The sequence below is a fragment of the Pseudomonas sp. RL_5y_Pfl2_69 genome, assembly GCF_963970465.1.
Classification (GTDB): Bacteria; Pseudomonadota; Gammaproteobacteria; order Pseudomonadales; family Pseudomonadaceae; genus Aquipseudomonas.
Genome location: NZ_CAXAOU010000004.1, coordinates 68,062 through 94,589 on the forward strand (window position 1 = coordinate 68,062; position 26,528 = coordinate 94,589).

A 26,528-nucleotide genomic window follows, 5' to 3' on the forward strand; every position below is an offset into this window, starting at 1 on the left:
TTGTGGACGATGTACTCGCCTGTGAATGGCGAAGAATGGACGCATACCCCTCAGCAAGCTTATTCGCGTAGGAGGCAATACATGAAAATAACAAGAACAGGCGTAATGCTCGCAGCCGCCATAGCCGTCAATGTGGCGGCCATCGGCACGGCATCCGCCCAGGTATCTCCCGCAGAAGCGGCCAAACTGGGTAAAGAGCTGACCTGTGTAGGTGCAGAACAGGCAGGTAACGCCGCGGGCACTATCCCGCCCTACACCGGCAAGTACCTGGGCGAAGTTCCGGGCTGGAACCATGTGAAGTTCTCGGGCGACCAACCGGTTGATCCCTATGCTGCAGAGAAGCCGATCCTGGTGATCACTGCGCAAAACATGGCGCAGTACGAAGACAAGCTGACCGAGGGCCAGAAAGCGCTGCTCAAGCGTTATCCGACCACTTACAAGATGAACATCTACACCGGTCATCGTGATTTCCGCTACCCGGACTACGTGTGCCGCCGCGTCATGAGCAACGCCTTGAATGCCAAGCTGGTGAACGATGGCATGGGCATCGAGGGGTTGGGCCAGGTGCCGTTCCCGATCCCTAAAAGCGGCATGGAAGTGCTGTGGAACCACCAGCTCCCGGCGCGCGCCTGGACCGAAGAGAAAACCAGTGACCTGGCGTCCGTACTGCCCAATGGCAGCATTGGGTGGGGCCGTGCCTATGCGCGAGGCCTGTCACAGGCCAACTCCCCGACGGTGGAGCCAAAAACTGAAGACAAGATTCAGGCAATGGGCAACAACACGACGCTCAAACCTGCCCGTGACAACGGCGTGATCAGCATTTCCCACGAACCCTACGACTTTCAGACCAACCCGCGTCAGGCCTGGAGCTACAGCCCGTCCACCCGTCGCGTTCGCTTGCTGCCTGGCTACGGCTATGACCAGCCGATGATTGGCACCAACGGCACCATGACCGTCGACGAAGACCGTTTGTTCAACGGTTCGCCAGAGCGCTTCGACTGGAAATTGATCGGCAAGCGTGAGGTTTACATCCCGGCCAACGCCTACAAGCCCAACGCAGGCACGGTGAAGTACGCAGACATGCTCACGCCCAACCATCCCAACCCTGACCTGATGCGTTATGAACTGCGTCGTGTGTGGGTGCTGGAAGGGGACCTGAAAGAAGGCTATCGCCACGTGTACGGCAAGCGTGTGCTGTTTATCGATGAGGACACCTGGAACTCGGTGATGGCAGACAACTACGATGCCCGTGGGCAGCTGTGGAAACACGCCATGATCAACTACTACTACCATCCGGACATGAGCGCCTGGCAGGCGGGTTCGCAGTTCTTCATGGACTTGAACTCGGGGCAGTACACCGGCTACGGCATGACCAACGAAGCCAAGAAAGGCCCGATCCTCAACGAAGGCAAGTTCACGCCTGACCAGTACACCGCGGATGCGGCACGGGCGATGGGACGGTAAACGCCAGGCTGCACGTTTTGAGCAACAAGCAAAAGCCCCGTCGGTGTTGCGCCGACGGGGCTTTTTTCGAGTTTATGTGGCTGCCGACCAGACCGCCAGTTCGTAGCCGTCCAGGTCGGTGAAGTGAAAACGGCTGCCCCCCGGGAACTTGAATTCGGGCCGGGTGATTTTGCCTCCGGCGTCAACGATTGCCTGTTGTGCACGGGGCAGGTCGTCGGCATACACAATGATCAGCGGGCCACCCGGGCGCACGTCCTCGCCAGTGGTGAAACCGCCGCTCAGGCGGCCATCGCTGAACTCGGTGTAGGTGGGGCCATAGTCAGTGAAAGTCCAGCCAAATACGGCGCCATAAAACCCTTTGCTGCGCGCGATGTCGTGGACGTTGAATTCGATGTTGTTGATGGTGTTGTGGTGGTTTTGTGTGGTCACGGGCATCTCCTTATGTGCGTGAAATATAGATAGCAGCAGGGATAAACGCCACCTGGCTGCCGGTTGCGATCCTTGGGACTGAGGCGCGTTCGGGCAAGATCGCGCATTGGCCAAAGCAGTCATTCAGCTTGAGCGGTTTGACCATTGTTGCAGAGCCTTCCCAGGGCGATTATCAACAGGATTGTTCACGGTTCCCATCCTAAAAATAAAGACCGAGGGATTCTGCTGATGCGCGACTATCTGACCACGATGACTGATTTCGACTACCAACGCACGGTAACGGGCGCCCTGGACGGCCACCTGGAGGCAGTCAATGCCTGTGTCGAGTGCTGTGACCGGCATGCCTTGCCGGGCCGCATTGCGTTGTTCTGGGAAGGGCGCGATGCCAGCAGCGCAACGTATACCTTCACCCAGTTACAGGATCAGGCTGCACGCTTTGCCAACTTTCTGTTGGCCCAGGGCGTAAAACGTGGTGACAAGGTGGCCGGTTTGCTGCCGCGCAATGTCGAATTGTTGATTGTGGCGTTTGCCACCTGGCGCATTGGTGCCATCTACCAACCACTGTTTACCGCATTCGGCCCCAAGGCCATCGAACACCGGCTCAACAGTTCCGGCGCCGCGCTGGTGGTCACTGATGGGGTGAACCGGGTCAAACTCAATGAAGTCAACGACTGCCCGGCGATTGTCACCGTGGCCGGCCCCAAAGGGCAGGGCCTGGTACGCGGCGACTTCAGCTTCTGGGCCGAACTGGACAACTACACGGCGGACTGTGAGCCGGTCATGCTCACCGGCGAAGACCCGTTTTTGCTGATGTTTACTTCGGGCACCACAGGCCCGGCCAAACCGCTGCTGGTGCCGCTCAAGGCGATTGTCGCGTTCCAGAGCTATACCCGTGATGCGGTGGGGCTGCGCCCTGAAGATTCGTTCTGGAACCTGGCTGATCCGGGCTGGGCTTACGGGATCTATTTCGGGATCACCGGGCCTTTGTCCATGGGCCACCCGATCACGTTGTACGATGGCCCGTTTACGGTTGAAAGCACCTGTCGGGTGATCAAGAAATACGGCATCACCAACCTTACTGGTTCACCTACCGCGTATCGCATGCTGATTGCTGCCGGGGCTGCCTTCTCCAGCAAGATCAAGGGCCAGCTGCGAGTCGTCAGCAGCGCCGGTGAACCCCTCAATCCCGAGGTGATTCGCTGGTTTGCCGATGAGTTGAACGTCACCATCCATGACCACTACGGCCAGACCGAAGTCGGCATGGTGCTGTGCAACCATCACGGGCTCGACCACCCGGTGCATATGGGCGCTGCCGGTTTCGCCTCTCCGGGTCACCGGATCGTGGTGCTCGATGACAACCATCAGGAATTGCCGGTGGGCCAGCCTGGGATTCTGGCCGTTGACCGCAGCCAGTCGCCCATGTGCTGGTTTGGCGGCTATCAAGGTTTCAACACCAAGGCTTTCGTTGGCAACTACTACCTCAGCGGCGACACCGTGGAGCTGAACCCCGATGGCAGCATCAGTTTCGTCGGGCGCAGCGATGACGTGATCACGACCTCCGGTTATCGCGTGGGGCCTTTTGATGTGGAAAGCGCCCTGATCGAGCACCCGGCAGTCGTCGAAGCCGCCGTGGTGGGCAAGCCCGACCCCGAGCGCACCGAGCTGGTCAAAGCGTTCGTGGTGTTGAACCCCCAGTATCTGGGTGATGCGCAACTGGCCGAAACCCTGCGTTTGCACGTCCGCCAGCGTCTGGCCGCCCACGCTTACCCCCGTGAAATCGAATTTGTCAGCGAGCTGCCGAAAACCCCGAGCGGCAAGCTGCAGCGCTTCATTTTGCGCAACCAGGAAATTGCCAAGGCCGAACTGGCGTCAAGCGCCAAAGCCACGGCCTGATTTTTCACCCCCATTTTTGGTCAGGAACAACCATGCAAATCGAAAACAAGGTTTTTATCGTCACCGGTGGTGCATCGGGACTGGGTGCCGCCACAGCCGACATGTTGGTCAAGGCCGGTGCCCGGGTGATGCTGGTGGACATGAACGCCGATGCCGTGGCCGCACAAGCGAACAAACTGGGCAGTTCGGCCCGCAGCGCCGTGGCTGACATCAGCCAGGCAGACGCCGCACAGGCAGCTGTTGCGGCCACGGTGGCAGCCTTTGGCGGGGTCAACGGGCTGGTCAACTGCGCGGGCATTGTGCGCGGCGAAAAAATCCTCGGCAAAAATGGCCCCCACGGGCTGGAGAATTTCAGCCAGGTCATCAACGTCAACCTGATTGGCAGTTTCAACATGCTGCGCCTGGCCGCAGCGGCCATTGCCGAGACCACCGCCGATGCCGATGGCGAGCGCGGGGTCATCATCAATACCGCTTCGGTGGCGGCGTTCGACGGCCAGATCGGCCAGGCGGCCTATGCGGCTTCCAAGGGCGCCATCGCCAGCCTGACCTTGCCTGCGGCCCGTGAACTGGCCCGCTTCGGGATTCGCGTCATGACCATCGCACCGGGCATTTTTGAAACCCCGATGATGGCTGGCATGACCCCTGAAGTGCGTGAATCTCTGGCCGCCGGTGTGCCGTTTCCACCGCGCCTGGGCAAGCCTGACGAGTACGCGTCGCTGGTGCGCCATATCATTGAAAACAGCATGCTCAACGGCGAGGTGATCCGTCTCGACGGTGCCTTGCGCATGGCCGCCAAATAAGAGGTGTGAAATGACAATTGCCAATGATCCGGTCGTGATTGTGAGTGTTGCACGCACGCCCATGGGTGGCTTTCAAGGTGACTTCAAGGGCCTGACCGCGCCGCAACTGGGTGCTGCGGCGATCCGCGCAGCGGTAGAGCGGGCCGGTGTGGCGCCCGATGGCGTAGAAGAGGTGCTGTTCGGATGCGTGCTGTCGGCAGGCCTGGGCCAGGCACCTGCCCGCCAGGCCGCCCTGGGTGCCGGACTGGACAAGGGCACACGCTGCACCACGCTGAACAAGATGTGCGGCTCGGGCATGGAAGCCACCATCCTGGCCCATGACCGCCTGCTGGCCGGGAGCGTCGATGTGGTGGTGGCAGGGGGCATGGAAAGCATGTCCAACGCGCCGTATTTGCTGGATCGCGCACGCAGTGGCTACCGCATGGGTCATGGCCGGGTGCTGGATCACATGTTCCTCGACGGCCTGGAAGACGCCTATGACCGTGGCCGCCTGATGGGTACTTTCGCGGAAGATTGCGCCCAGCTCCACGGCTTCAGTCGTGAGGCCCAGGATGCATTTGCCGTGGCGTCACTGACCCGTGCGCAGCAGGCGATCAAGGACGGCAGCTTCAGCGCCGAGATCGTTCCGGTGCAGGTCACCGTGGGCAAGGAGCAGCGCCTGATCAGTGATGATGAGCAGCCGCCCAAGGCCAATCTGGCAAAGATCCCCACGCTGAAACCGGCGTTCCGGGAGGGTGGGACAGTCACTGCGGCCAACTCCAGTTCGATTTCCGATGGTGCGGCGGCGCTGGTGTTGATGCGCCGTAGCGAGGCGCACAAACGCGGCCTGGAACCCCTGGCGGTGATCCACGGGCATGCGGCGTTCGCCGATGAGCCCGGTCTGTTCCCGACCGCCCCGGTGGGGGCGATCAAGCGGCTGATGAGCAAGACCGGCTGGGATCTGAACGAAGTTGATCTGTTCGAGATCAACGAAGCGTTTGCAGTGGTCAGCCTGGTCACGATGGCCGAACTGGATATCCCCCACGCCAAGGTCAATATCTACGGCGGCGCCTGTGCGCTGGGCCATCCGATCGGTGCTTCGGGAGCGCGCATTCTGGTGACCCTGCTTTCGGCACTGCGTCAGCAAAAGGCCAAACTCGGCGTTGCAGCGATCTGCATCGGCGGCGGTGAAGCCACGGCGATTGCCGTGGAATGTCTGTATTAAGGATTTCTATGCTGCCCACATCCGAACAATTACAAATTCGCGAAGCAGCCCAACAGTTTGCCCAGGAGCGCTTGAAGCCCTTTGCCGCTGAATGGGACAAGCAGCACCGCTTCCCCCGGGAGGCCATTGACGAGATGGCGCAGCTGGGTTTTTTCGGCATGCTGGTGCCTGAAGAGTGGGGCGGTTGCGATACCGGTTATCAGGCCTACGCGATGGCCCTCGAAGAAATCGCCGCGGGCGACGGGTCGTGTTCCACGATCATGAGCGTGCACAACTCAGTGGGTTGCGTGCCGATTCTCAAGTACGGCACCGAGTATCAAAAACAAACGTTTCTGGTCCCGTTGGCCAGTGGTGCGATGCTTGGGGCGTTTGCCCTGACCGAGCCCCAGGCGGGCTCCGACGCCAGTGACCTGAAAACCCGTGCCCGCCGGGAAGGCGATTTCTATGTGCTCAATGGCTGCAAGCAGTTCATCACGTCGGGGCAAAACGCCGGGGTAGTGATTGTGTTTGCGGTGACGGATCCGGCGGCGGGCAAGCGCGGTATTACCGCCTTTATTGTGCCCACGGACTCACCGGGTTACAGCGTGGCCCGAGTCGAAGACAAGCTGGGGCAGCACGCGTCAGACACCTGCCAGATCCTCTTTAACGACCTCAAGGTGCCGGTGGCCAATCGTCTGGGTGAAGAAGGGCAGGGCTACAAAATTGCCCTCGGCAACCTGGAAGGCGGGCGCATTGGCATCGCTTCGCAAGCAGTGGGCATGGCCCGCGCGGCCTTCGAAGCTGCACGGGACTATGCCCGTGAGCGCGTGACCTTTGGCCAGCCATTGGTTGAGCATCAGGCCGTGGCATTCCGCCTGGCCGACATGTCGACTGAAATCGCGGTTGCCCGGCAGATGGTTCGTTACGCCGCGGCCTTGCGTGACAGCGGTCAATCGGCGTTGGTCGAGGCCTCGCAAGCCAAGCTGTTTGCTTCGGAAATGGCCGAGCGTGTGTGCTCCAAGGCGTTGCAAACCCTGGGCGGTTATGGCTACTTGAGCGACTTTCCACTGGAACGGATCTACCGCGATGTGCGGGTGTGCCAGATCTATGAAGGCACCAGTGATATTCAGCGCATGGTCATTTCGCGCAATCTTTGAATCGAGGACATTAGTGATGAGCTACGAAACCATTCTGCTGGACATTCATGGGCATGTAGGCCTGATTACACTGAACCGGCCCCAGGCGCTCAATGCCCTGAATGCGCAGTTGGTCAGCGAAGTGAACCAGGCGCTGGACACGCTGGAAGCTGATAACGGGATTGGCTGCATCGTCATTACCGGTTCGAAAAAAGCCTTTGCCGCCGGTGCGGACATCAAGGAAATGGCCGACCTGAACTACCCGCAAATCTACCTCGATGACCTGTTTTCTGACAGTGATCGCGTGGCGACCCGACGCAAGCCGATCATTGCGGCGGTAGCGGGTTTTGCGTTGGGGGGCGGCTGTGAACTGGCGATGATGTGCGATTTCATTCTGGCCGGTGACAACGCCAAATTCGGCCAGCCGGAAATCAACCTGGGTGTGTTGCCGGGCATGGGTGGTACGCAGCGTCTGACCCGCGCAGTGGGCAAGGCCAAGGCGATGGAAATGTGCCTGAGCGGGCGCTTGATCGGGGCCGAAGAGGCTGAGCGTTCGGGGCTGGTTGCACGCGTGGTACCGGTCGATGAGTTGCTGGATGAAGCGTTGAAAGTCGCAGCGCTGATCGCCAGTAAATCCTTGCCGGTGCTGATGCTGACCAAGGAATGCGTGAATCGGGCATTCGAGATCAGCCTGTCTGAAGGTGTGCGTTTCGAGCGTCGGGTGTTCCACGCCATGTTCGCGACACATGACCAGAAAGAAGGGATGGCGGCGTTTGTCGAAAAGCGTGCTGCCGAGTTTGAAAACCGCTAACTGGAAAGATTAAACACCCGTCTGGTCATGCCTCTGCGCAGAGTGAGGCGACTAGAGGGTGTTTATTTGGCGTTGGTGTTGGTGTTGGTGTTTACCGGTTTTTGTAGCCGCTGACGAGCTCTGCGAGGCTGCGTTAGGGTGTGTGCGCCACTGCGATTCTGCCGCCGACAACCTATGGCACGTTGAGTTTGGCTTTGCTGGTTCATGCTGTTTCTTGCACCGCCAGCGCGGCGAGTTCGGCCTCGCGTTTGGCGATGGCGTGTTCAAGCTCGGGGGAGCGTTTGGCCCATTGTTCCGGCGGGAGGGGTTTTGACCATTCGATGATGTCGGGGTGGGTGAGATCGGGTGGTGGGTTCAGTTTCCAGCGTTCAAGCACATCAATCAGTAGTGTGTTGAAGATGAAAATCCCGCAAAAGCCTTCCCACAAGATTGTGACTGGCCAGCCTCTCAACTTCGCACCTTTTATGAGATCGTCCAGATAGGTCGTCCATATGCCTTTGGATCTATCGAAGCGTGCTGTTTGATCTTCAACAGCATCAGGCCCAATTTCCATATAACTGCGCATGCACTCCCACAGCGCCATCGCCGTGGTACCGCCGCCGCAGTTAAAGGCGAAATAAAAGTGTTTATTACCTTCCTTGGTCAAGGGGTCCGGGTTTTCGAAACCAACGATCAATAACCCCATCGTGTTTCTACCCGCCTGGCTTGTCGATGAGTGTTGAGTGGCGGCGGCGGTGACACTTTCCCACGGCACAATCCAATAGTCGCCGTCTTCCATCGGTACGCAGACTTCTCGGCGTTGACGATTGAATCGTACTGGAAGAGGGACTTCGCGGAAGAGGCCTTGGATGACAAAGCAAATAGGTATAACTGTAATACACGCTCCTAATATCAATGCGCCATAGTCATTGAAAATATAGGCCATAGAAAGAAACAGCATTACCAACGGCCAAATCGTCATCACTGCCGACCCAATGCTGTAGTTTCCAATATCAATAAACACATCGTTCTTGCGCCAAATGGTATTGAGCACATCTGAAGGTTTTCTGCCTGTTGGAATCGGCAATGGTGCCAAATAATCATCACGCGAAAAAATCCGTTTTTTGGTTGTTCCAGCCGGTGGCGTGCTCATAGCTTGTCCTTGGGTTGCAGGTAAATGGCGCCGGGATGGCCCTTGCCAAGGGCGTAGGTTGGCACTCGATCCAGTTCGGGTGTCGGGTCATTACGCAGGGCTATCACCCCGTCGTTGTTGGTGAGGGTAAAAGCAACACCCCGTTCGCCACCGACAAAGTTGTGAGCGCCCAGCATGGCAATCAAGGGTGTGCGATAGCGCAAACGAAGTGAAACAGTGGCCAGGAACGTGCTGGTTTGCTGTTTCTTGCACCGCCAGCGCGGCGAGTTCGGCTTCGCGTTTGGCAATGGCGTGTTCAAGCTCGGGGGAGCGTTTGGCCCATTGTTCTGGTGGGAGGGGTTTTGACCATTCGATGATATCGGGGTGACTCAATTGCGGTGGTGGATACAACTTCTTTCTTTGGAGATAGGTAGCCAAAGGGGCATTGAAAACTAATATTCCGACCAGGCCATCCCATAAAAAAGTTATAAGCCAGCCATATTTATCGGCTCTGCCTTTAAGGTAGTCGATGTAATAGCGCCAACTTCCTCCGGAGTTTAGTACGGCTGCTTCTGGTGCAGCATCAGGTCCAATTTCCATATAACTGCGCATGCACTCCCACAGCGCCATCGCCGTAGTGCCGCCACCGCAATTGAAGGCCAAATAAAAGTGTTTATTACCTTCCTTGGCCAAGGGGTCCGGGTTTTCGAAACCCACGATCAATAAACCCATCGTGTTTTTACCCGCCTGGCTTGTCGATGAGTGTTGAGTGGCGGCGGCAGTGACACTTTCCCATGGCACAATCCAATAGTCGCCGTGTTCCATCGGTACGCAGACTTCTCGGCGTTGACGATTGAAACGTACGGGAAGGGGGACTTCGCGTAGGAGGCCTTGGATTATAAAAATTGTAGGTATACCTATGATGATGAGTGCTGCAATCCATATCATTGCAGGGTTAGGGCTGATATACGCCATCAGTACAAACACAACGAACATTGGCCAGATCGTCATCACTACCGATCCAATGCTGTAATTCCCGATATCAATAAACACATCGTTCTTGCGCCAAATGGTGTTGAGCACATCTGAAGGTTTTCTGCCTGTTGGAATCGGCAATGGCGCCAAGTAGTCATCACGCGAAAAAAACCGTTTTTTGGTGGCTCCAGCCGGTGGCGTGCTCATGGCTTGTCCTTGGGTTGCAGGTAAATGGCGCCGGGATATCCCTTACTAAGGGAGTAGCTTGGCACTCGATCCAGTTCGGGTGTCGGGTCGTTACGCAGGGCTATCACCCCGTCGTTGTTGGTGAGGGTAAAAGCAACGCCCCGTTCGCCACCGACAAAGTTGTGAGCGCCCAGCATGGCAATCAAGGGGGTGCGATAGCGCAAGCGAAGCGAAACCGTGGCCGGGGACGTGCTTAATACGTTCGACAGGGTTTTAAACGGGCCGCTGAGGCGCAAGCCTTGGCCTTCCTGGAACGGTATCCACTGACAAACGCTGCTGGACAGCCAATGAGGTGCCATGTCACGCCATGGGCGAGGGGGTTTGTAGTTATTGTGAGGGCTGTTTTTAATCAGGTAACGGTAGGCTTGGGAGTCCACGGGATCGCCGATCATGTTCAGTTCAAGGTAGGCGGTACCCGGTTCTGCTCCCGGCAAGTCGATGGTCAGAGCATTGATGGAGCTGACGAAGGACAGCCCAGATGGACCATTGGAACCGCCTGTCTCGGAACTGCTTTGCATGCTGACGCGGGGGCTGTACAAGATGCCGTATAGCCAGTTCAGTTCTTCTTGCTGGTCTTTGGCGGGGATCGGGTCTAAGTTTCTTGCCCGTGCTTTGGACCAGCAGCAGAAATTGAGGAAGTTTTGCACCGGGGTTTGCTGAAAGAACCAACTGATCAGGTACAACACGCCCAGTGCGGCAATAATCCAGTTCAACGGCCCCATATACAGGGTGTAACGCATGATGGCGACTTCGACTTCTATTAAACCTGCCAGAGCTCTACTTGTTTGAAACACCCCTATAAGAGCCTGTGCCCCATAAGCGACTACTTGTCCTCCTACTACCGTTTGGCGCATCTCAAGCCATGGATCGATGTGTGTCTGCGCGCTCTCTATCTGTATTTTTAAAGAGCTAAATTCGTGCATTGCAGCGCCTAAGGAGAGCAGGCCAATCACCCCCCCAAACAGAGTAAGAGTCGGCCCTGCTGAACCATAGAAATGGAACCTATCCCTACCCAGCCCCTTCCTAACCTGACTATCAGCCACCGCCACCAACGCCGCCGAGGCATACAGCGAAGCCGACACCGTGTCGTTGACCCGCTGGTCATCCATCCCTTCCAGCGCTGCGGCCTGGCTCAGGTAGTTGTTCGCATTGAGCGTATTGAGCAGCAACGCCGCCAATGGCACCACGCCGCCGCTGTTGCTGATCAGCGGGGAGTTGGTCACGCGTTCCATGCGCCCGGCGCCGATGGCGTGTCCCGTGGCCTTGACCCAGTGGTTGAGGCCCTCGGCTTTTTCTCCCAGCAGGGTCCACATCTGCCTGCCCGCGTGGGTCACGGCCTGCAAGCGCGCATCGCTGCCCAGGCGTGCGGCGACGAAGATACCGACCCAGGCGCTGCTCAAGGTGGTGTCGCCCTTGAGGACCAGCAGCGCCGCCGCCAACCGGTTGACCAGTACGCTCCAGCGCCCCTGGGCGTCGCGGGCCATGGCGGCGATGTCGTTGGCAATCACGGCGCTCAGGGGGGCAAACAGCTGACGGGTTGCCTCGCGGTTTTCAGAACCCAAAGCCGCCAGTATTTCCCCCAGGCGACCGGTGCCGACAATGCCCGCATCGATCGAGGGCGTCCAGGCGTGGAACAGGTGTTTGAGTGCGCCTTCGTCGGGGGCGCGCACGTAGTCGGCATATTGCTCTGCACCCTTGGCCCGGGTGCATTCGGCGCTCAGGCAGCCGGTGGCCAGTTCGGTGAGCCACTGGCGGCTTTCAACGTCGTAGTAATCGACGAACCAGGTGCCGCTGTGTGAGCGTGTGAGGTATTGGCCTCGGTCGGCAAACAAGGCGTTGTGGCGCTGTTCGACGTGTTGGTAATGGGCGGGTGCGGTGGTGTCGAGCCAGGTGTTCATGGCCGGCAAGTCAATGTACTCGCTGACCTTGGCGCTGAAGTGGTCGTTGTCGAGGTTGGACTGTTTTTCGGCGCGGTATTGATGCACCAACGCCTGCACGTCGGTGTACAGGTCGGGCGGAATGAAGGCCCGTACGGGCTCTACGATACGTTCGATACGGGCATTACGGGCGGTCACTTCGGCTCTGCTAGGCAGGCCACCATACTGGCGGTCCCGGGTTTCGATCTTGAGTGCTTCGTCCAGTTGCTGCTGGGCGTCTAGCATGACCGTGCCCTGCTCGGGCGTGAGGCGGATGTCCCGATCCTTGTACCGGTAGCTCAGGGTGCTCGCCACCTCAGCACCCTCTTCGGTGATCAGGCTGCGAATAAAGCCACCGATGTTCAAGCGCAGGTTGTTGTCGCCCACCCACTGTTCGTGGCTCGATTCAACCCGTTCCTGCTCATGGTTGATGTCGCGCAGCACCCCCAGGTCGTCGTCCAGGCACACGAATACCGGGTACAGCGCCCTGGCCTCAGCCGTGGCGGCCTCCAGCCAGGTCTGGGTGCCCTGGCCGTCCCACGGTTGGGCACTCCACTCGCCGGGTGCCTGGTCAGGGGTGTCGGGGTATTGGGCGATGATTTTTTCGCGCTCCCGGGCGCGGTACATGGCATCGGTGTAAGCCTGGATGTTGGCCTTGGTGGGGTCTTTCATCACGGTTGCGCCCAACGCCTGGGTGTCATCGCCGCCGGCTTTTTGATCGGCCTTCATCGATTGGGCGTAGGTGTCGGGGATGAGTTCAGCCATCACCTCGGCGGCGTTTTCCAGGGGCGGACAGTGTTCGGCTTGCAGCTCGTTGGCCACGGTGCGCAAGGCCACATGGCGCATGTGCGCACTGCGTTTGGCGGGGTTCTCGCTGAGCAAGGCGCAGTGTTGCGGGTTGAGTGGGAACTCGCTGTAGAGCATCCAGGCGTCATGGATTTTGTTCAGCATCAGCCCTGTGAGGCTGCCTTTAAGCAAGAGGGTGGAGTCGTCCTCAAGCGCCTGCGCCTGAAGCCTGCCGTCGGTCGACACGGCATAGCGCTGGAGCGGGCCTTTTTCCTGCCAGATATACAAAAAACCGGTCCGCAGACGTCGGGCGGCCATGGGGTGGCTTTGGGTGGTCACGCCGGGGGAACAGCAGGGGTGAGTGGCCTGTTCCTGCGCCAGGGCGTAGCGCACGGGCACCACGAACACTTCGGGCTGGTGACCCGGGCATGGCGTCAGGGGGCTTTTGACATCGACGTGAGGCTGGGCCCTGGCGGCGCGTTCGGCCTGCGCGGCGTTATCGATCATGGCCAGTTTTTGAGCGCTCATGCACAGGGTTCCTTGTTGGTGATCTGGAGATATGTCAGTTCGGTGTTCAGGGTCGCAAACGAAGGCGGTTTGCGTGCATTGAAGTGAGTGCAGGTCAGGCAGGAATGGACGCAAGCACACATCGGACTGGGTACCACTGAAGTTACTGGAATAGATCTCGTGAATCGGTATACGGACTTCTAATCGTTGAAGTGCTCAATGACGAGTCAATATTCTTTGGATTCATATATTTATCAGGTAGATACGGGTATCAGGATTGCTTTTGAATCGACGGTTTTATTGAACTTGTCAATAAAGTGCGCAACAAGTTGCGCACTTTCCTGCAGGCTAATAAGAGGTAGAACATATTTTAAGGGCGCAATTCTAATGGGCTCTGGAGCAGGGAGTCCACAGTGAGCGGGAAACTTTTGTTTTGGTACTTAACTTTATGGGCTCTAGCAATAACGCCAAAAACATTCCCCCTATTTAAGTGCGCAAGAAGTTGCGCACTTAAATAGGGTGCAATGAATACGTGAGTCGGGCATTCGAGATCAGCCTGTCTGAAGGTGTGCGTTTCGAGCGTCGGGTGTTCCACGCCATGTTCGCGACACATGACCCGAAAGAAGGGATGGCGGCGTTTCTCGAAAAGCGTGCTGCCGAGTTTGAGAGCCGCTAAAAGTCACTGGCTGTGGATGTGGGAGCGGCTTGCTCGCGATTAAGGCAACCGGGTATGTCAGTCATGCCGGGGCGCTGCCATCGCGAGCAAGCCCGCTCCCACAGGCTCTCTGTTTTTTGGTGGGAGCCTGCCTGCAGGTGTCTAGATCAGATAATTCTTCAATTCCCGCGCAATAACCATTCGCTGAATTTCGCTCGATCCCTCATAGATCTGGGTGATGCGCGCATCTCGGTAGTAACGCTCCACCGGGTAGTCTTCAAGGTAGCCATAGCCGCCATGGATCTGGATGGCTTTGGAGCACACATACTCGGCCATTTCCGAAGCAAACAGTTTGGCCTGGGAGGCTTCTGACAGGCAGGGCTTGCCCGCGCTGCGCAGGCGCGCCGCATGCAGGATCAGCAGTCGCGCTGCATTGATCCGGGTTTGCATGTCAGCCAGCATGTTGGCGATGCTTTGGTGTTCGATGATCGCCTTGTCAAATTGCACCCGGTCACGGGAATAGCCCAGTGCCGCTTCGAAGGCGGCACGGGCGATGCCCAGTGCCTGGGCGCCAATACCGATGCGTCCGCCTTCGAGGTTGGACAGGGCGATGGCCAGCCCCTTGCCGCGTTCGCCGAGCATGTTGGCTTCAGGCACGGTGCAATTGTTCAGGGTAACGGCGCAGGTATCCGAGGCGCGAATGCCCATTTTGTGTTCGGTACGGTCGACGATGAAACCCGGGGTCGCGGTAGGCACCAAAAACGCCGAAATGCCTTTTTTGCCAAGGTTTGGATCGGTAACGGCAAACACGATGGCCAGCTTGGCGCGCTTGCCATTGCTGACAAACTGTTTGGCGCCGTTGATCACCCACTGGCCGTCGCGCAGTTCCGCTCGTGTGCGCAGGTTGTGGGCTTCAGAGCCCGCCTGTGGCTCGGTCAGGCAGAAGCAGGCGATGGTCTGGCCACTGGCAAGCTCCGCCAGCCAGGTTTGTTTTTGCGCCTCGCTGCCGTATTTGAGGATGGGCCCGCAGCCGACCGAGTTATGGATACTCATCAGCGCGCCGGTTGCGCCATCACCGGCCGATATTTCTTCCACGGCCAGGGCGTAGGCAACGTAGTCGACATAGGTGCCGCCCCATTCTTCCGGAACCACCATGCCCAACAGGCCCAGTTCGCCGAGCTTGGCCACCAGTGCATCGTCGATCCATCCGGCCTTTTCCCAGGCCTGGGCATGGGGGGCGATTTCACGGCGGGCAAAGTCGCGGGCCATGTCGCGGATCATCACTTGTTCTTCGCTCAGTTCGATATCTTGCATGGCTCAGGCTCCCGTTGCGTCGAATGAGGTGAAAAAGCTGGCGACATGCACAGGGTCCAGTGCGTCCAGGGCAGGCGGGTTCCAGCGCGGGCTTTTGTCCTTGTCGATGATCAGTGCGCGCACGCCCTCCATCAGGTCGCCGCGATCGAACCATTGACGGTCAAGGTGCAGTTCCAGGGCAAAACACTGTTCCAGAGTCAGTTCACGGCCACGGCGCAGCATTTCGAGGGTGACGGCCATTGCCAACGGGGAGCGGGTTTGCAGAAGGTCGGCGGTTTCATTGGCCCAGTCGCGGGTTTCCGGCGCCGTGACAGCGCGCAGATGAGCGACGATTCGCGGTATGTCGGCCTGGGCGAAAACGCTGTCTATCAGGGGACGAAGCCTGGCCAGCGGCGGTTCGGGCAACACGGTCACTGCGAACGTTCCGATCAGTGCTGTCAGATCATCAATGGGGGTGCCTCGCCATTCGAGGGTATCGAGGCTTCTATCCAGATCAGGCAATTTGCTGCTCTCCAGATAGCCGTCAGCCAGCCCGCAGTACAGTGCGTCACTGGCGCGGATTTGCACGCCGCTGACCCCCAGGTAAGTACCAAGCTGGCCCGGTGTGCGGGTCAGAAAGTAGCTGCCGCCAACGTCAGGGAAATAACCGATTGCCACTTCAGGCATCGCCAGCTTGCTGCGCTCGGTGACCAGGCGCAGATCCGCGCCCTGCACCAGTCCCATGCCGCCGCCGAGGACAAAACCGTCCATCAAGGCAATCACGGGTTTGGGGTAGTGGTGCAGGGTCAGGTCGAGGGCGTATTCCTCTTCGAAAAACACCGTGTGCAGGGTGTCGTTGTTTTGATAGCTGTCGTAGAGCGAGCGGATATCCCCGCCAGCGCAAAAGGCTTTTTCGCCGGCGCCACGCAGCACAATGGCTTTTACCTGAGGGTCTGCGGCCCAGGCATCGAGATGCTGTTGAATGCTGCGCACCATCTCCAGGTTGATGGCATTGAGACCGCTGGGGCGGTTGAGGGTCAGGTGACCAATGTGGTTGCGGACCTCGGCCAGAATCGTGTCGTCTATTGGAGCGATTTCCGGTGTCGGTGAGGAGGAAACCTGAGCAGTCATCACTAACTCCCTGCTTTATATTATTTTTAGTCGGTGTTCACGGGCGAACGATAACGGATGCTAACAGTGCAAATTTGCCCATTACAACCCTGATAAGTGCAGGGTAGGTGTGCATTTTTGCATGTCAGACAGGCAGCGATCCGCCTACTTATTGCGCCAGCCAACCGCCGTCCACATTCCAGGCGGCACCCCGCACCTGGCTGCCAGCCTCGCTGCATAAAAACAGCACCAGTTCGCCCAGTTGGGGCGGGGTCACGAACTCCAGGGAGGGTTGTTTCTCGGCCAGCAGATCGTGCTGCGCCTGATAGGGGTCAATGCCCTGGCTGATCCGCTGATCAATCTGTTTTTGCACCAGTGGCGTGAGCACCCAGCCCGGGCAGATGGCATTGCAGGTGATATTGCTGGTGGCGGTTTCAAGGCCAACGACTTTAGTCAGGCCGATCACGCCATGTTTGGCGGCCACATAGGCGGCTTTGCCGACCGACCCCACCAGGCCATGAACCGAGGCGATATTGACGATGCGCCCCCAGCCGCGCTTGCGCATGCCGGGCAAGGTCAGGCGAGTGCTGTGAAACACACTGGACAGGTTGATCGCGATGATTGAATCCCAGCGCTCTACCGGGAACTCCTCGACGCTGGCCACATGCTGGATGCCTGCGTTGTTGACCAGAATGTCGATACCCCCGAACTCGCGTTCGGCATAACTGATCATGTCGGCGATCTGCGCCGGGTCGCTGACATCTGCAGGATGGTGGCCCACTTTGACGCCCAGTTGCTGGATGTCTGCAATGACTTTGCTGGCATCGCCAAAGCCGTTGAGTATCAGGTCGGCTCCAGCCTTGGCCAGGCTCAGTGCGATGCCAAGGCCGATGCCGCTGGTGGAACCGGTAACCAGTGCAGTTTTACCCTTAAGGCTCATGATCAATTCCTCAGAACGACGGGTTCGTGAATGAGGAAACGTAGCACGTGGTTTGCAGTTGCGGATACGAAACGGCCCACCAATAGGTGGGCCGTTTTCACGCAGCGCGGGGAGGATTAGTCCTGGCGGCTGGTGACTTCCAGCAGGTGGTAGCCGAACTGGGTCTTGACCGGGCCTTGCACCACGTTGATTGGCGCGCTGAAGACGACGGTGTCGAATTCTTTAACCATCTGGCCTGGACCGAAAGAACCCAGGTCGCCGCCCTGACGGCTGGACGGGCAAGAAGAGTTGGCTTTCGCCACTTCGGCGAAATCAGCGCCGCCTTCGATTTGGGCTTTCAGTTCGTTGCACTTGTCTTCGGTGGCAACAAGGATGTGACGGGCAGTGGCTTTAGCCATGAGGGAGTACTCCTTTCAAGAAAGTGCCGAGCCTACCGGATTCAGTGGGGTTTTTCTCGGCAAAAGTTCTGTTTTGCGTTTTTGCTGACTGGCGGATCAATGCTTGGCGTACAGCGACTGGACTATTTTTATAACCCTTTGTTTTTCAAAAGCTTGGCGTGTTCGACATAAAGCGTGAGCGGGTTGACGGTTTTTTTGCTCATGGGGGCCAGATGATTAATGGTGTCGAGGTGATCAAGGGGGTAGTCCGAGCGGATCACATGGCCCAGATGGGAGCTGAATCGTCCGACCATTCCGTCATTTTCCTTGGTCTCACGGGTAAAAAAACTGCCGAACACACGGCAGGCGTTGTGCAAGGGGTCGAGCAGGTTCAACGATTCCGACAATCGTGAGCCTTTGATAATGCCGCTCCAGGAGTAATAGAACACACCGTTTACGTGCTCGACCCCCATGTCGTCCCAGGTTTCAGGCAGGCCTTGGGGGTATTTAAGGTTAAAGGCAGTAACGCCCTCGGTGGTCAGGGCGTTGAGCGCCTCAAGTGCATGTTGCGGCAGTTGCGAGTGGCCGGTTATCGCTGACAGGAATGTGGAGAACGCTGTGGTCAGGGCGCCGGCGATGGTTTCGGGCAGTGTGCCCGGCACCAAGGCCTGACGCATGCGGTCTGCTGCTTCCGAGCCATGATTCGGGCCGCTGACCGAGGTCACGGAGGCGACAAGATGTGGCGCGGTGGCAGCTGCATAGCGGGCGGTCAGGGCGCCCTGGCTGTGGCCGATCAGGTTGACCCGCTGTGCGCCGGTCTGGGTGCACACCCTGCGTATATGCTCAAGCAGTTGTTCGCCCCGTGTTTCGTTGTTGTTGGCGGCCGAAATGATCGGCACGAAAACCCTGGCGCCTGATTCAGCGAGGGCGTCCTTGATGCCTTTAAAGTAGTTGAAGGGGCCTATCCGGCCGAAACCAAACAGTCCGTGTACCAGCAGAATCGGGTAGTGGGTATTGGCTGAGTCATCCATGGGGTGTTTTCCTTGGTGTTGTTAACCGTAAAAAACACCTTAGTCGATATCGACTTCGCGCAGCCGTGGGCATATTCCCGGGCTGCGCAGAGGTTTGCCGAGCAGGCTTGTCAGGCGATGACCCTGGCGACGCGGCGCTGTGTTTGCAGCTGTTGGGCGGCGTTGCGCAGCAAGTGCTCGGTGGCATCCCAGCCCAGGCAGCCATCGGTCACGGAAACCCCGTAGCGCATGTTCGCACTCAGGGGCTGGCAGCCTTCGAACAGATGGCTTTCGAGCATCATGCCAATCAGGGAGTGATCACCTGCCAGGCGCTGTTCGAGCACATCATTGAACACATCCGGCTGGCGCAACGGGTCTTTGCCGCTGTTGGCGTGGCTGCAGTCGATCATCATGCGGGCCGGGATGGCGCTTTTTTCCAGTCCGGCGCGAGCCTTGGCCACACTGGCGCGGTCGTAGTTCGGGCCGCTGTGGCCACCGCGCAGTACCAGATGGGTGTCGGGGTTGCCGGGCGTCTCGACGATTGCCGGATGGCCCTGGCTATCGACCCCGAAATGACGGTGACTGTGCGCGGCAGAGCGCATGGCATCGCAGGCGATTGCCACACCGCCGTCAGTGCCGTTTTTGAAGCCTACCGGCAGATCAAGGCCACTGGCCATTTCGCGGTGAATTTGCGATTCGGTGGTGCGGGCGCCAATGGCCACCCAGCCCAGCAGGTCGTCGAAGTAGCCTGCAGCGATGGGCTGCAACAGTTCGGTGGCGACCGGAAGGCCCATGCGCAGGATTTCGAGCATCAGTTCCCGTGACAGGGTCAGGCCGTGAGCCATGTCATCGCTGCCATCCAGGTGCGGATCGTAGGCCAGGCCTTTCCAGCCCACAGTGGTGCGCGGTTTTTCGATGTAGGCACGCATGACCAGTAGCATGTCGTCGCTCACTTCATGGGCCAAGGCTACGAGATTGCTGGCGTATTCGAGTGCGGCGAGGGGGTCGTGGATGGAGCAGGGGCCGACAACCACCAGTAAACGGGAGTCTTCACCGTTGAGGATGGCGCGAATGGCCTGGCGCTGGCTGCTGATCTGCTCGCGAAGCTTGATGCTCAGGGGCAGTTGCTGTTTGAGTTGCGCTGCGCTGGGCAGGCGACGGGTCGAAATCTGGGTAGTTGCAGTGTGTACGGCTGGCAGAGCGGATACGGATGCGTTCATGGTGTGTGCTTCCTGGGCAGGCGGCGGGTTCTCCCGCGCGCTCAGCCCTACTGGGGTGTTCGACAATTGGCCAGACTGGCTATGAGTGCTTGCGTGCCACCAATGTGGGTCCGTTCGGAGGCGGCAGGCTGTCCCGAACGGCGGCTGATAAATCGCCATGCAGTGCAAAGGTCGAAGCGGTAATAAGTGGCGTAGTTCATGGGGTAAATCCTCAATTCAATAAAATGCCAGGGGCCAGAAAAACAAAACCCCCGGTCGGGAAGCCGACCGGGGGTGAGAATTCTCTGGTAGGCGACCCCTAAGTAGTGGGCGCCGTGTGGGTATCAGGCGCGCCAGTGGCTAAACCAATACCCAAAATAAAATCGTGCGGTGGAGTGCATGTTGTTCGCGCACACAGATTCAGCCAGACGCTCGTCGCGTGCGGTCTTACAAATGTCTGTGGGGGCGTGATGCAACATGGGTGGTCTCCGATTGATGGTTTGCAGCTTACTTGAGGCGAACAGGCGTATTCAATCAAAAAATACTATGTGGATTAACAATTCAGGCTATTGCCATCAGAGTCAGGGGCAGGCGAGATGTTTATTCGAGCCGGTCACGAACACGAGAGGGCCCTGTTTGCGGGCTTTTCGCCGCCGGTCGCCCAACATACTGTTGAGGTAAGGGCGTGCCTGAATACTAAATCGGGAGCTACGCCCGATTAGGCGCATACTCAAGCGAACTCATCACCTTCTGCCTCAACTGAATGTGTGGCTTGAGAGGCAATGATGCCGTCTTTCATGCCCAGAAGAACCGCTACCTTGTGGGCTTCACCACGCTTCCCCTTTTTGCGCCCGGCGAGCACTTGATAAGTGGTGGCCGGGTCGACGCCATGTTCCCGAGCGAACTCTTGAACGGATTTCCCCTGGTATTCCAGCCATGCCTTGGCTTGTGCGGCAGTACGAATTCCGGTCATAGTTCAAAACCGTTCAATTTTGTTTAATATTTATGGATTATACCATCCTTGCGGGTGTTTAAAATGGGATCCTACATCCAAATGAGTGGAATTGGTTTGCGCTTGCGCCAAGAGAGAGAGCGACTGGGTTTGTCGCAGAAAGCTTTTGGCGAAATTGGTGGTGTCGAGGCGAATGCCCAAGGCAAATATGAGAGTGGTGATCGCGCGCCCAAGGCGGACTACTTGTCGCGGGTCGCAGGGCGTGGGGTGGATGTGCTGTTTGTCTTGACCGGCAGCCCAACCCCGACATTAGTCGACAACCTCAGTCATATAGAAGAAAAAGTCCTGACCAGCTACCGGGTCTTGCAAAAGGAAGATCAGGACGCCATCCGCCGCTTGACCACAACCTTGGCCGAGCTGTCTGTCGCTCACCCGGCAAAGGAACTTCGTGATCCTGAAGATATTGAGGCCGTCAAGTGCTGAATATTTACAAGGATTTAACGCTTTGGCGTGGATAGTTGACGCAAGTCGGTAGGTTGGTGGATTAGTTTTTGCTAAGGTGTCCACAATCAACCAAGACCAATTTGCGAGGTATCGACTTGATTCGGGTTCTAGTGGTCGATGACCACGATCTTGTGCGTACAGGGATCACACGAATGCTGGCCGATATCGAAGGCTTGCAAGTGGTCGGTCAGGCCGAGTCCGGTGAGGAATCCCTTCTCAAGGCCCGCGAGCTGAAGCCTGATGTGGTTTTGATGGATGTCAAAATGCCCGGCATTGGTGGTCTGGAAGCTACCCGCAAGATGATGCGCAGCCACCCCGACATCAAGGTTGTCGCCGTGACGGTGTGCGAAGAAGACCCTTTTCCGACGCGTTTGCTGCAGGCAGGCGCCGCAGGCTACATGACCAAGGGCGCGGGTCTGGCCGAGATGGTCCAGGCAATCAGGCTGGTATTCGCCGGTCAGCGCTACATCAGCCCGCAAGTCGCACAGCAATTGGCACTCAAATCCTTTCAGCCTGCAAGTGACTCTCCGTTTGATGCCCTGTCCGAGCGCGAAATTCAGATCGCGCTGATGATTGTGGGCTGTCAGAAGGTCCAGGTCATTTCAGACAAACTTTGCCTGTCGCCCAAGACGGTCAATACCTACCGCTACCGCATTTACGAGAAGCTCTCGGTCAAAAGCGATGTTGAACTGGCCTTGCTGGCTGTTCGTCACGGCATGGTCGATGCTGGTTAACGATGACTGACGTGTTTGACGCAAGTGCGTTTCTTTCGACCTGCAGCGGTCGTCCTGGCGTGTATCGCATGTTTGACGGCGATGCACGGCTGCTTTACGTGGGTAAGGCCAAGAACCTGAAAAAGCGTCTGGCCAGCTACTTTCGCAAAACCGGCCTGGCGCCTAAAACAGCTGCCCTCGTGGCACGTATCGCGCAAATAGAAACCACCATTACCGCCAATGAAACCGAGGCGTTGCTGCTTGAGCAGACGCTTATCAAGGAATGGCGCCCGCCGTACAACATTCTGTTGCGCGACGATAAGTCCTATCCCTATGTGTTTCTGTCGGATGGTGAATTCCCGCGCCTGAGCATTCATCGCGGTGCCAAGAAGCTAAAAGGCAAGTACTTCGGGCCTTACCCCAGTGCGGGCGCTATTCGCGAGAGCCTGAGCATCTTGCAAAAGACCTTTCTGGTGCGTCAGTGCGATGACAGCTACTTCAAAAACAGAACGCGGCCTTGTTTGCAGTATCAGATCAAGCGCTGCAAAGCGCCTTGTGTCGGGTTGGTTGAGCCGCAGGAGTATGCCGAGGATGTTCGCCACTCGATCATGTTCCTGGAGGGGCGCAGCAGCGCGCTGACCGACGAGCTCAACAGTGCAATGGAGCAAGCCGCCAGCACCCTTGATTTTGAGCGTGCGGCTGAGGTGCGTGACCAGATTTCGCTCTTGCGCAGGGTTCAGGACCAGCAAAGCATGGAGGGTGGCACCGGCGATGTGGATGTGATTGCCGCTTTCGTAAACCCCGGCGGCGCCTGTGTGCATTTGATCAATGTGCGCGGCGGGCGGGTATTGGGCAGCAAGAACTTCTTTCCTCAGGTCGGTATCGAGGAGGAGGTGGCCGAAGTCATGGCGGCCTTTCTCGGTCAGTACTACATCAGCAGCCCTGACCGCGACTTGCCGAGCGAGCTGATTGTAAACGTAGAGCACGAGAGCTTCGGCGCAATCATCGACGCCATCGAAGAGCTGCGGGGCCGAGAGCTGGCCATCAGCTACAGGGTGCGTGGCACGCGGGCGCGATGGCAGCAACTGGCGGTCACCAATGCCGAGCAGGCGCTGGTTGCCCGCCTGACAAACCGTCTGCATGTTGCGGCACGCTTTGAGGCTCTGGCCAAAGTATTGAAACTCGACGAAATCCCACAGCGGCTGGAGTGCTATGACATCAGTCACTCCAGCGGTGAAGCGACCGTTGCATCCTGCGTGGTGTTCGGCCCCGAAGGTCCGATCAAGTCGGATTACCGGCGCTTCAACATTGAAGGCGTCACCCCGGGCGATGACTATGCTGCCATGCACCAGGCGCTGATGCGCCGTTTCAGCCGGCTTAAAGAGGGGGAGGGCAAGTTGCCCGACATCCTGCTGGTCGATGGTGGCAAGGGTCAGCTCTCAATGGCCCGTGATGTGCTCAATGAACTGGCCGTGCCAGACTTGATCCTGCTTGGCGTGGCCAAGGGGGCAACACGCAAGGCGGGCTTCGAAACCCTCTATCTGAACGATGCTGCCCATGAGTTCACGTTAAAGGGTGACTCGCCGGCCTTGCATTTGATCCAGCAAATCCGTGACGAGGCCCACCGTTTTGCCATTACCGGACATCGGGCGCGACGGGGTAAAACCCGTCGAACCTCAACCCTGGAAGGCATTGCAGGGGTAGGGCCGACTCGCCGCCGAGATTTATTGAAACATTTTGGTGGCTTACAGGAGCTATCTCGTGCCAGCATCGAGGAGATCGCCAAAGCACCCGGGATCAGTAAAAAGCTCGCTGAGTTGATTTATGCAAACCTGCACAGCGAGTAGAATGCCCCCTCACCTCGTAGCCAGTTGTGCCGATGAATATCCCTAATTTGATCACCGTACTACGCGTTCTACTCATTCCTTTCTTCATTCTGTTGTTTTACATGCCGTACAGCTGGAGTTATGTAGCCGCCAGCTCAGTCTTCGCGTTTGCGGCGGCGACGGATTGGCTCGACGGCTATTTGGCCCGTCGACTGGAGCAAAGCACGCCTTTTGGCGCCTTTCTGGATCCGGTAGCCGACAAGTTGATGGTTGCTGTGGCGTTGGTCCTGTTGGTGCAAGAGCACCACAACGTGTGGCTGACCCTGCCTGCGGCCGTAATTATTGGCCGTGAAATTGTCATTTCCGCGTTGCGCGAGTGGATGGCAGAGTTGGGAGCACGGGCTCAGGTTGCCGTATCGAACATGGGCAAATGGAAAACAGCGGCGCAAATGCTGGCCCTGATCATCTTGCTGGCCAATCCATCGGACTTCAGCTTCTGGGTGTTGGTGGGTTACGGGTTGCTGCTGGTGGCGGCCGGGTTGACCTTGTGGTCGATGCTTCAGTATTTGCGGGCCGCCTGGCCGCATCTGAAGACGACCTCGGTAAAGTAAATAAAACTTTTTGAATCAATGGGTTGACGCATTCTTTTATTGCTATAGAATGCCCAGCACCAAGACGCGGGAATAGCTCAGTTGGTAGAGCACGACCTTGCCAAGGTCGGGGTCGCGAGTTCGAGTCTCGTTTCCCGCTCCAAACATGGCTTTACGAATTCATTGCAGTTCGATAGAGCAGAACAAAGGACCTTCGGGTCCTTTTTTCGTTTCTGGCTTTTCATCAGGGAGCTTGTCCAGGCGCCCAACGATGATTTCTTTGCGGCATCTCTCTCAAGTCACCACCCAGGATGCTCCGGATTTTCAGGGGTTTGAAGGCGAGGGTGGCTGGGTATTGCCAAATGCGCAACGCCAGACCCGCAAGTCGTCTTGTGACGAGACTTTCAGTATCTGGCGCTGCCTGTGGGGCGGGAGTTGCAGAGTCTTCAGTTCAAGATAAACAGCCTGGGTGGCCGATCAGACACCGGCGACCAATGCGCCCTCGTTCATCCTGCGTTTGTAGGCACTGTCACGATTCGCCAGCCAGAAATACAACGGCGAAGTCACCACCAGCCCGACGATCCAGGACAAGTCCGCTCCGTTGATGTGTTCTGAAATCGGACCCACATACAGCGGCGTGTTCATGAACGGTATCTGCACCACAATACCGACCGCATACGCCAGCAATGCCTGGGGGTTGTAGCGCCCGTAAATCCCGCCATCCACACGAAAGATCGACGCAATGTCGTACTTGCCCTTATGGATCGCGTAGAAGTCGATCAGGTTGATCGCTGTCCACGGCACCAATACCACCAGCAACACCAGCACCATATCGACGAAGTGCCCTATAAAGTCCTTGGAGGCGAACACGGCTGCAGTTGCACACGTGGCCAGTACGATGATGGAGATCACCGCACGGCTTTTGGCTGTTGGAATCCAGCGATACGCAAAGGTCTGCACCAGGGTGATGATCGACAGTACCGCGCCGTACAGGTTGAGGGCGTTGTGGCTGATCACGCTGAGCAAAAAGAGCACCAGCATCAGGGGGCCGATGGAGCCCGTGGCGAGTTTGACCGCTTCCATGGTGTCCATCCCTACCGGGGTGGCGAGGACGGCAACGGCGCCAAAGATGAAGGACAGACTGGAGCCCAGGACCGAACCCAGGTAAGTGGTCCAGAATGTGGACGCAACGGGGACGTCAGCCGGCAGGTAGCGGGAGTAGTCAGACACGTAGGGGGCAAATGCGATCTGCCACAGGGCAGCCAGGGAAATGGTCGCCAGCACGCCTGCAATGTTGAACCCGCCGCGGGTCAGAAAGTCGGTGGTCTGTATGTGGGTGAAGATGTAGCCGAAACCGAGAACGATCCCGGCGCCCAGTACCCAGGTGCCAATGCGGTTGAGCACGTGGATAAAGCGGTAGCCGATGATGCCGATAATTCCGGAACCGATGGCGCCGATCACGATGCCGACCGGCACGGGCACCGAATCGACCACGCCGTGCAGGGATTTGCCCGCCAGCACGATGTTGGAAGCAAAGAAACCGATGTACATGACACCCGCGATCACCACCACCAGCAACGCGCCGAGGGAGCCGAACTGGGCACGGCTCTGGATCATTTGCGGGATGCCCATCTGCGGGCCCTGGGCCGAGTGCAGCGCCATCAGCACACCGCCGACCAGGTGACCGATGAGGATGGCGACGATGCCCCACATCAGATTAAGGTTGAACAGTTGCACACCCAGTGCTCCGGTGACGATCGGCAGCGGCGCGATGTTGCCGCCGAACCACAGGGTGAACAGGTCTCTTACCTTTCCATGGCGATCTTCGGGGGGCACGTATCCAATCGTGTGTTTCTCGATGAGCGGGGCGTTGGCTGTTGCAGTGGTGACCATGACGAACTCCAAGGCAGGTGAGTACGTGGACGTACTTCGCAGTGCGCCGACAGGGCGGCGCTTTGTTGTTGGAGTGATCATCTGTAATGGGGGCAGGGAGGTAAATTAGTAAGTTTGTTGCTATAGACATTAAAAAAAGTATCTCCCGGGCTTTTTTGCTCCGGTATGTTGCATGCTCCGTGAACGCTGAATAAAACAGCTTTTTCTTG

The 26,528-nt window shown here is 58.0% G+C and carries 22 protein-coding genes, 1 tRNA gene and 1 pseudogene; 12 read left to right on the plus strand and 12 right to left on the minus strand.

Translation table 11 applies throughout. From position 1 onward, the window contains the following. Positions 1 to 81: 81 nt before the first annotated feature. On the plus strand, positions 82 to 1,464 hold the full coding sequence (locus tag AACY07_RS08795) for a DUF1329 domain-containing protein (protein ID WP_338647106.1): 1,383 nt from the start codon (positions 82 to 84) through the stop codon (positions 1,462 to 1,464). Positions 1,465 to 1,536: 72 nt separating this feature from the next. Here AACY07_RS08795 and AACY07_RS08800 read toward each other — a convergent pair whose 3' ends face one another. Beyond that, positions 1,537 to 1,893, minus strand: a complete 357-nt coding sequence (locus AACY07_RS08800) for a VOC family protein (RefSeq protein WP_339474438.1) — start codon at positions 1,891 to 1,893, stop codon at positions 1,537 to 1,539. A 228-nt stretch (positions 1,894 to 2,121) separates the two neighbouring features. Here AACY07_RS08800 and AACY07_RS08805 point away from each other — a divergent pair, with 228 nt between their 5' ends. The 5 genes from AACY07_RS08805 to AACY07_RS08825 are packed head-to-tail and all read left to right on the plus strand — an operon-like array spanning position 2,122 to position 7,716. Then, positions 2,122 to 3,786, plus strand: coding sequence for an AMP-binding protein (locus tag AACY07_RS08805; RefSeq protein WP_339474440.1), 1,665 nt, complete (start codon positions 2,122 to 2,124; stop codon positions 3,784 to 3,786). Between the two features lie 32 nt (positions 3,787 to 3,818). After that, a complete protein-coding gene (locus tag AACY07_RS08810) occupies positions 3,819 to 4,586 on the plus strand; it encodes an SDR family NAD(P)-dependent oxidoreductase (protein ID WP_219261453.1) in 768 nt (255 codons plus the stop codon). A 10-nt stretch (positions 4,587 to 4,596) separates the two neighbouring features. Continuing rightward, the gene (locus AACY07_RS08815) at positions 4,597 to 5,790 is read left to right on the plus strand and encodes an acetyl-CoA C-acyltransferase (protein WP_133077447.1); all 1,194 of its coding nucleotides are present in this window, start codon (positions 4,597 to 4,599) and stop codon (positions 5,788 to 5,790) included. An 8-nt stretch (positions 5,791 to 5,798) separates the two neighbouring features. Continuing rightward, a complete protein-coding gene (locus AACY07_RS08820) occupies positions 5,799 to 6,926 on the plus strand; it encodes an acyl-CoA dehydrogenase (protein ID WP_326397984.1) in 1,128 nt (375 codons plus the stop codon). A gap of 16 nt (positions 6,927 to 6,942) precedes the next feature. Next, on the plus strand, positions 6,943 to 7,716 hold the full coding sequence (locus tag AACY07_RS08825) for an enoyl-CoA hydratase (RefSeq protein ID WP_133077449.1): 774 nt from the start codon (positions 6,943 to 6,945) through the stop codon (positions 7,714 to 7,716). Between the two features lie 202 nt (positions 7,717 to 7,918). On the opposite strand, the gene AACY07_RS08830 is transcribed toward AACY07_RS08825, so the two are convergent. The 3 genes from AACY07_RS08830 to AACY07_RS08840 form a co-directional block, all read right to left on the minus strand. Next, positions 7,919 to 8,848 carry a hypothetical protein gene (locus tag AACY07_RS08830; RefSeq protein WP_339474443.1) on the minus strand — a complete coding sequence of 310 codons (930 nt, stop codon included), beginning with the start codon at positions 8,846 to 8,848 and terminating at the stop codon, positions 7,919 to 7,921. Between the two features lie 90 nt (positions 8,849 to 8,938). Then, the gene (locus AACY07_RS08835) at positions 8,939 to 10,009 is read right to left on the minus strand and encodes a hypothetical protein (RefSeq protein WP_445261364.1); all 1,071 of its coding nucleotides are present in this window, start codon (positions 10,007 to 10,009) and stop codon (positions 8,939 to 8,941) included. Beyond that, on the minus strand, positions 10,006 to 13,278 hold the full coding sequence (locus AACY07_RS08840) for a toxin VasX (protein WP_339474444.1): 3,273 nt from the start codon (positions 13,276 to 13,278) through the stop codon (positions 10,006 to 10,008). The genes AACY07_RS08835 and AACY07_RS08840 overlap by 4 nt, the downstream gene beginning before the upstream one ends. 505 nt (positions 13,279 to 13,783) lie before the next feature. Between AACY07_RS08840 and AACY07_RS08845 the strand changes: the two are divergent. Beyond that, positions 13,784 to 13,933 (plus strand): annotated as a pseudogene (locus tag AACY07_RS08845) (enoyl-CoA hydratase-related protein); the annotation flags it as partial. A 141-nt stretch (positions 13,934 to 14,074) separates the two neighbouring features. On the opposite strand, the gene AACY07_RS08850 reads toward AACY07_RS08845, so the two are convergent. The 7 genes from AACY07_RS08850 to AACY07_RS08880 form a co-directional block, all read right to left on the minus strand. Then, positions 14,075 to 15,226 carry an acyl-CoA dehydrogenase family protein gene (locus tag AACY07_RS08850; protein WP_133077454.1) on the minus strand — a complete coding sequence of 384 codons (1,152 nt, stop codon included), beginning with the start codon at positions 15,224 to 15,226 and terminating at the stop codon, positions 14,075 to 14,077. Between the two features lie 3 nt (positions 15,227 to 15,229). Next, entirely contained in the window at positions 15,230 to 16,336 is a 1,107-nt protein-coding gene (locus AACY07_RS08855) for an enoyl-CoA hydratase/isomerase family protein (RefSeq protein ID WP_339474445.1), read from the minus strand. A gap of 148 nt (positions 16,337 to 16,484) precedes the next feature. Then, the gene (locus AACY07_RS08860) at positions 16,485 to 17,255 is read right to left on the minus strand and encodes a 3-hydroxybutyrate dehydrogenase (protein ID WP_219263137.1); all 771 of its coding nucleotides are present in this window, start codon (positions 17,253 to 17,255) and stop codon (positions 16,485 to 16,487) included. 116 nt (positions 17,256 to 17,371) lie between these two features. Next, on the minus strand, positions 17,372 to 17,653 hold the full coding sequence (locus AACY07_RS08865) for a peptidylprolyl isomerase (RefSeq protein WP_016781241.1): 282 nt from the start codon (positions 17,651 to 17,653) through the stop codon (positions 17,372 to 17,374). 128 nt (positions 17,654 to 17,781) lie between these two features. Next, complete coding sequence (locus AACY07_RS08870) at positions 17,782 to 18,663, minus strand: triacylglycerol lipase (protein WP_339474446.1); 882 nt, start codon at positions 18,661 to 18,663, stop codon at positions 17,782 to 17,784. 110 nt (positions 18,664 to 18,773) lie between these two features. Next, positions 18,774 to 19,862, minus strand: a complete 1,089-nt coding sequence (locus AACY07_RS08875; protein ID WP_339474447.1) for a 3-deoxy-7-phosphoheptulonate synthase — start codon at positions 19,860 to 19,862, stop codon at positions 18,774 to 18,776. 709 nt (positions 19,863 to 20,571) lie between these two features. Further along, positions 20,572 to 20,814: a DNA-binding protein gene (locus tag AACY07_RS08880; RefSeq protein ID WP_133077459.1), complete on the minus strand. Its 243-nt coding sequence runs from the start codon at positions 20,812 to 20,814 to the stop codon at positions 20,572 to 20,574. 81 nt (positions 20,815 to 20,895) lie between these two features. On the opposite strand from AACY07_RS08880, the gene AACY07_RS08885 reads away from it, so the two are divergent. The 5 genes from AACY07_RS08885 (at position 20,896) to AACY07_RS08905 (ending at position 24,589) form a co-directional block, all read left to right on the plus strand. Then, positions 20,896 to 21,276 carry a helix-turn-helix domain-containing protein gene (locus tag AACY07_RS08885; protein WP_339474454.1) on the plus strand — a complete coding sequence of 127 codons (381 nt, stop codon included), beginning with the start codon at positions 20,896 to 20,898 and terminating at the stop codon, positions 21,274 to 21,276. A gap of 116 nt (positions 21,277 to 21,392) precedes the next feature. Beyond that, entirely contained in the window at positions 21,393 to 22,031 is a 639-nt protein-coding gene (gene gacA, locus AACY07_RS08890; protein WP_019826343.1) for a response regulator transcription factor GacA, read from the plus strand. Positions 22,032 to 22,033: 2 nt separating this feature from the next. Next, positions 22,034 to 23,857, plus strand: coding sequence for an excinuclease ABC subunit UvrC (uvrC, locus tag AACY07_RS08895; RefSeq protein ID WP_339474455.1), 1,824 nt, complete (start codon positions 22,034 to 22,036; stop codon positions 23,855 to 23,857). Between the two features lie 32 nt (positions 23,858 to 23,889). After that, a complete protein-coding gene (pgsA, locus tag AACY07_RS08900; protein WP_048361487.1) occupies positions 23,890 to 24,447 on the plus strand; it encodes a CDP-diacylglycerol--glycerol-3-phosphate 3-phosphatidyltransferase in 558 nt (185 codons plus the stop codon). 66 nt (positions 24,448 to 24,513) lie between these two features. Then, positions 24,514 to 24,589, plus strand: a tRNA-Gly gene (locus AACY07_RS08905). Between the two features lie 314 nt (positions 24,590 to 24,903). Here AACY07_RS08905 and AACY07_RS08910 read toward each other — a convergent pair. After that, positions 24,904 to 26,319, minus strand: a complete 1,416-nt coding sequence (locus tag AACY07_RS08910) for a cytosine permease (protein ID WP_133076931.1) — start codon at positions 26,317 to 26,319, stop codon at positions 24,904 to 24,906. Between the last annotated feature and the right edge of the window lie 209 nt (positions 26,320 to 26,528).